Raw genomic sequence first — 5547 nt, 5'->3', positions numbered from 1 at the left:
TAAAGCAATTGCATCATAAAAACGCCTTCCTTTTTCTTACGGGAAGAAAGCAATAACTGGCCTTCGAAATATTTATTAAACACACTTTTGCGATGAACCAACCAACGATTACGATCCAAAGAGTCCTTTTCAACAACCAAATAGCCTTTAGATCGCTTGTAAGCAATCTCATCCCTAATCAAGTTCAGAATATCATCTTTACTTCGATCGAAATCCACAGAATGCATCCTTCGCAAGCCACGGTGCAGATAATAGCTATTCTGTTCGAATTGATTGCTCATAAACTCATCTCCAAACAAAAAATAATCGAACATTTCCTTTTGCATGGTGGACACATTTACAATGCGGCGCAAATCGCGATATTGCTGAGCGATCTTCCTTATATCTGAGATATAAGCCTCAATCAAGTAGCGCCTATCATCCGTCATATCATTTCTCAAAATATGCTGAATTTCTCTGCGAAGTGCCGACTTAAGTATGGAATGAAACATGCGAATATGATACTCGTAGTTCGCCTCATTCTTCGAGTTGGGATGATTGGCCGCCTTCTGAAAAGCTTCCTCTAAATAGGAGAAAACGGAATGATCGCCTTGAGCTATTTCTCTTAAGGCATATGGGGGGGTAATCAAACGAATGTTGGAATTGAAATCGTTGTAAAAGTCCTCTTTCTTATAGGTCGACGAATTGATATCCAGCTTACTTGGAATAAACAACCAAGTCTTAACCGAAAACTCATTCACCTTACGATCTTTACGGGCTTCGTAACCCATTTTTATCTCTACAGAAAACTTATCATGTACTCTTACAACTTCTTCTATCATTCGCTATTTTTTATGATTTAAACTTATGAGATTCTAACAGATACTAAAGATACTGAAATCCTTTTAATCTCTGGCATTACAGATGGCCTGATTTTAAAGGGATAGAAACGAAAACCTTTGCATTCTGACAATCTATTAATAATTAAGCCTATTTGATCAATTATTTAAATGATTGACGATCCTTTATTAAAGTTTTGGCATGATGTTTCTAGGTGATAATTAAAATATCCTATAGGATAAATGACATTTTTACTGTTCATCTGATAATTGCCGACAATCTGACATTTAATCGTGAAGTTTTCAAGCTTAAAATGACATTTTTTCATCCCTTTTAATTCCTCACACCCTTAGAAATAAAAAAACGCTAAAACATATGACAATCAGGCTGATTCAAACAGACACATATCCATAAACCATCAATTTTGGCATTCAATTTGATCAAAAGTAGGTGGATCGCGATTCCAACATTTTTAATAAAACGGATTATTAATTAAAGGTCTTTAAAATTAAAAAAAGGAGGACATATCATGACACTAGTAAAGAGAAACCCAGACAGCTCATTTCCATCTTTATTTGACAATTTCTTCTCAAGAGATTGGATGGATTGGAACAGTTTAAACTATTCAAACACTAACACAACCTTACCTGCCGTGAATGTTCGTGAAGATGATCATGAGTTTACCATTGAAGTAGCGGCACCAGGTATGAAAAGAAATGATTTCAACATTAGTTTGGATAATAATCAATTAACCATTTCTTCTGAAATCAAAAGAGAAGATGAGAGTAAGAATGGAAAATATTCCAGAAAGGAATTTTCATACCAATCATTCCAAAGGTCATTTCGACTACCAGTCGATTTAATTGATGGTGACAAAATTGCAGCCAAATATGACGAAGGCATTCTTTCTATTCACCTTCCTAAAAAGGAAGAAGCAAAACCTAAGCCTTCACGAATGATCTCTATCAAATAAACCAAAGGGCAGGTTTATCACCTGCCCTAAAATCAATCAATCAATCAATCAATCAATCAATCAATCAATCAATCAATCAATCAATCTGCAATTAGTTAATGCTTTTATAATCTTGACACAAATTTTTTAGTCAGTATCTGGTTTTATGAAGACTTATGTTGCTGGCCGTTTATATAAATCATTAAAAAGTAACAAAAATGAAAAAGTTCAGTTTACTGCTTTTAGCCGCAACTATAGGAGGAATTATATCATTGAGTGGCTATCTGCTTTTTAGCGAAAAGGAACAAGCGATAAAAATACAGCACGTTACCGAATCGCCAATGCTTGGAGCAAGCTATAGCGTTTTAAAAAATGGCGAAAACACCCCTTTGAAATTTACAGAGGTCTCGAAAAAAGTTATGGATGCCGTTGTTCACATCAAATCGACGCAATTGCAAGCACAACAGAACGACAAATCAACCCCTTCTCCTTTTAGAGATTTTTTTCAAGATGACTTTTTCAAAGATTTTTTCGGACCACACTTGCGCTTGCAACCCCAGTATCCAAACCAACGAGGACCACAGGTAAGAGTTGGATCAGGTTCGGGCGTTATCATTAATTCTGATGGCTATATTGTTACCAATAATCACGTGATTGCAGGTGCTGATGATATTGAAATCAGTTTACATGACAATCGGGTTTATAAGGCCAAAGTAATTGGTACAGATCCAACAACCGATTTAGCTCTACTTCAAATTAAAGAGAAAAATTTGGTTCACATTCCCTTTACCAACTCTGATGAAATTGAAGTGGGCGAATGGGTACTTGCCGTTGGGAATCCTTTTAATTTGAATTCTACCGTAACAGCAGGTATCGTTAGTGCCAAAAGTAGAAACATCAATATTCTACAAAACCGAAGTGCCATTGAATCCTTTATTCAAACAGATGCAGCAATTAATCCTGGCAACAGTGGTGGTGCATTAGTGGATCTAAAAGGTGGCTTGGTTGGTATTAATACAGCCATTGCGAGTCCTACAGGTGCTTATTCGGGCTATGGCTTTGCGATACCTTCAAATATTGTAAGCAAAGTGATAGATGATCTGCTGGAATTTGGCTTTGTGCAACGAGGTTATCTTGGTATCGTGATACGAAACATTGATGGAAACTTTGCCAGAGAGAATAAACTCGAAGTTACCGAAGGTGTATATGTTGATAGTTTGCCTGACAATAGCGCCGCCGCAGATGCTGGCATCCGGAAAGGTGATGTTATTTTAAAGATCAATGATACAAAGACAAAATCGACTTCTGAACTTATGGAAGTTGTTGCCAGACATCGACCTGGAGACAAACTAAATTTGGAAATTGACCGCTTTGGTAAAACCAAGAACTTTAACATTACCCTTCGAAATGAAGAAGGAGATACAAAACTTAACACTACAGAAAATAGGCAAATACTAGCAAAGCTAGGCATCGAATTGAAAGAACTTGATAAGGATGAACTGAAAAAACTTGATATCTCAAATGGCTTACGTGTCAACAAAATAAATTCAGGTATTGTCAAACGCCAAACTAATATGAAAGAGGGTTTCATTATCACTCGTGTTGATGGTAAAGCAATTGACAGCATTCAAGCATTCAAAAAATACGTCAATAACAAGAAAGGGGGCATCATGCTCTCGGGCATTTACGAAAATTACCCTGGAAGTTATTACTATGCATTTGGTCTCAATTAATCTCTCTTAAATATTTGCAAAACAATCCCTCATCAGATTATTCTGATGAGGGATTGTTGTTATTTCTCTATTGTGTCTAAAAACAAATTTATGAGATCGATTCAAAAATCTTTTGTGCTTGCTCGAGATCGTATTCAAAAATTTTAATCTCTATCGAAATATTAGAAGGGGTCATATAAGCCATCGGTTCTGCACTTCTTGCGTTTTCATTAATTGCGATATACCTAATTCCAGACTGATCAAGCATATCCTTCAATAGGTTGTATTTTACTTCGAAGGCATTATCAAATTCGGCCAATGTTATTAGACTATCCATAGTTAAAATCTGAATGATTTTATTGAAACAATTAACTCATTTCACATCTTCATTTAATTCTTTACTATTGGAATAGAAAAATAAAATGTACTACCCTTCCCAACTTCACTTTCTACCCAGATTCTCCCCCCGTGCATACTTACAAACTCCTTACAAAGTAATAGCCCCAGGCCAGTTCCTACCTCTTTTTGGGTTCCTAAGGTCGAATAGCTGTATTCCATAAGAAATAACTTATCAATAGCTTCATTGGAAATACCTACCCCATTATCAGATACAGTAATAAGCCATTCATCAACTTTTGGGTGAGCACAAATCGTAATTGTACCTCCAGACTTTGTGAATTTTATCCCGTTGGATATAAGATTTCTTAGTATTGTACAAATCATGTTCTTGTCAACAAAAACAACAGAATTATTCTCTATTTCAGAAGAAATAGTAATTGACTTCTGCTGAGCGGAATCATTTAATAATTCAGCAATCTCATTGAATAGAACTTCCAAATCGCAATTCTCAGGTGTATATTTAATCTTACCCATTTGTGATCGAGACCAGACCAATAAATTGGTCAGCAGATTCATTGCGCGTTGCGAAGCATTATGAATAATATGGGCATATTCTTCAACGGCCTCATAATTCTTGTCATGCACCTCCGCTTCCAGAAGTTTAGAAAAACCTAGAATACCATTAAATGGGGATTTCAAATCATGAGCAATAATTGAAAAAAAACGATCCTTAGTCGCATTTAGATCTCTCAAACTTGTTTCACTCTCTATAAGTGCTTGTTTGGCATTCATACGATCAGTAATATCACGAACATTCAGAATGATAGACTTAACAGCTGGATTACTAATTTGATTTGTACCAAATGCCTCTAAATAAACCCAACCTCCATTTTTATGCCGATGCCTGTATTGTATGCCTCCATTTGCAGAGTTTTGTATTATATTCTGTAAGGCAAGAATCGCTCTTCCCTGATCATCGGGATGTATCATTTTATCAATTACAGAAATATTGATTAATTCCTCGGGTTTGTATCCCAATATTTTCTCACAAGATTCACTAACATAGCTTTGAACACCATTGGCACCTATAAGCACGATCATATCAAATGAATTTTTAAGAAGTTGCTTAAACCTTGCTTCACAGCCCTCATAAACTTCCACTTTCTGCTTTTCAAATTCTATACAATCTTTTTTATTAGTCATTCTCTTTAAAATTAATACTAGTGTGCTTAACAAGAGTTACCAATCTAACATTTATAACTGGTGTTAACATCTAAACTCAGATATTAAGCTTTAACTCACGCCCTTTAAAATTATGAAAATCAAACTAATAAACAAACTAATTTTAAAAAGAAACCCTATTACACCTCCAACAAGGCTGATTCCCTATAAGATTTTTTTTAATAATTGATTCACCAGAATAAATGGATTTAGGTTTTTAAGGACTTAAGATTCTGAGATTTAGAAGAGATCATCTATTTTCACCCTCCAGGCATAGGAACGGATTTATCGACATCAACATTTCCAAAGCTATAGTGCTTAGGTGAAAGGTATAGGTCGGAATTCATCATCTCTTCCCATGTAACTTCCTTACCTGTATAAGCCGATACTCGCCCCATAATACCTGTCATGGTCGACTCAGCAATAGCTTGAGTTTCGTTTACAGATTTGCCTGTTCGAATAGCTGTCACCCAATCGATATGCTCCTGATCATAGGGATTTATT

The 5547-nt window shown here is 35.6% G+C and carries 5 protein-coding genes and 1 pseudogene; 2 read left to right on the top strand and 4 right to left on the bottom strand.

Going from position 1 to position 5547, the window contains the following annotated elements; translation table 11 throughout:
- Positions 1–821: hypothetical protein (locus tag ABY905_RS13465; protein ID WP_372644733.1), on the bottom strand; the 821-nt coding region annotated here is incomplete at its 3' end.
- 527 nt (positions 822–1348) lie between these two features.
- Here ABY905_RS13465 and ABY905_RS13460 point away from each other — a divergent pair.
- Together ABY905_RS13460 and ABY905_RS13455 are read left to right on the top strand one after the other, a co-directional pair.
- Positions 1349–1792 carry an Hsp20/alpha crystallin family protein gene (locus tag ABY905_RS13460; RefSeq protein ID WP_372644731.1) on the top strand — a complete coding sequence of 148 codons (444 nt, stop codon included), beginning with the start codon at positions 1349–1351 and terminating at the stop codon, positions 1790–1792.
- A 197-nt stretch (positions 1793–1989) separates the two neighbouring features.
- Positions 1990–3504, top strand: coding sequence for a Do family serine endopeptidase (locus ABY905_RS13455; protein ID WP_372644729.1), 1515 nt, complete (start codon positions 1990–1992; stop codon positions 3502–3504).
- Positions 3505–3592: 88 nt separating this feature from the next.
- Here the strand turns inward: ABY905_RS13455 and ABY905_RS13450 are convergent, their stop codons facing one another.
- The 3 genes and pseudogenes from ABY905_RS13450 to ABY905_RS13440 form a co-directional block, all read right to left on the bottom strand.
- Positions 3593–3820 carry a hypothetical protein gene (locus ABY905_RS13450; RefSeq protein WP_372644727.1) on the bottom strand — a complete coding sequence of 76 codons (228 nt, stop codon included), beginning with the start codon at positions 3818–3820 and terminating at the stop codon, positions 3593–3595.
- A 53-nt stretch (positions 3821–3873) separates the two neighbouring features.
- Entirely contained in the window at positions 3874–5025 is a 1152-nt protein-coding gene (locus tag ABY905_RS13445; protein ID WP_372644725.1) for an ATP-binding protein, read from the bottom strand.
- 278 nt (positions 5026–5303) lie between these two features.
- Positions 5304–5547, bottom strand: a pseudogene (locus ABY905_RS13440) (gfo/Idh/MocA family oxidoreductase); the annotation flags it as partial.

The sequence above is a fragment of the Ancylomarina sp. genome (genome assembly GCF_041555295.1).
Lineage (GTDB): Bacteria > Bacteroidota > Bacteroidia > Bacteroidales > Marinifilaceae > Ancylomarina.
Note: the sequence above shows the minus strand (reverse complement) of the source record. Positions and strands in the feature narration are given on the sequence as shown.

Excerpts from the sequence above, each read along its gene's own strand:
- ABY905_RS13445 (WP_372644725.1), bottom strand. The coding sequence starts at position 5,025 with ATGACTAATAAAAAAGATTGTATAGAATTTGAAAAGCAGAAAGTGGAA.
- ABY905_RS13460 (WP_372644731.1), top strand. The coding sequence starts at position 1,349 with ATGACACTAGTAAAGAGAAACCCAGACAGCTCATTTCCATCTTTATTT.
- ABY905_RS13455 (WP_372644729.1), top strand. The coding sequence starts at position 1,990 with ATGAAAAAGTTCAGTTTACTGCTTTTAGCCGCAACTATAGGAGGAATT.
- ABY905_RS13450 (WP_372644727.1), bottom strand. The coding sequence starts at position 3,820 with ATGGATAGTCTAATAACATTGGCCGAATTTGATAATGCCTTCGAAGTA.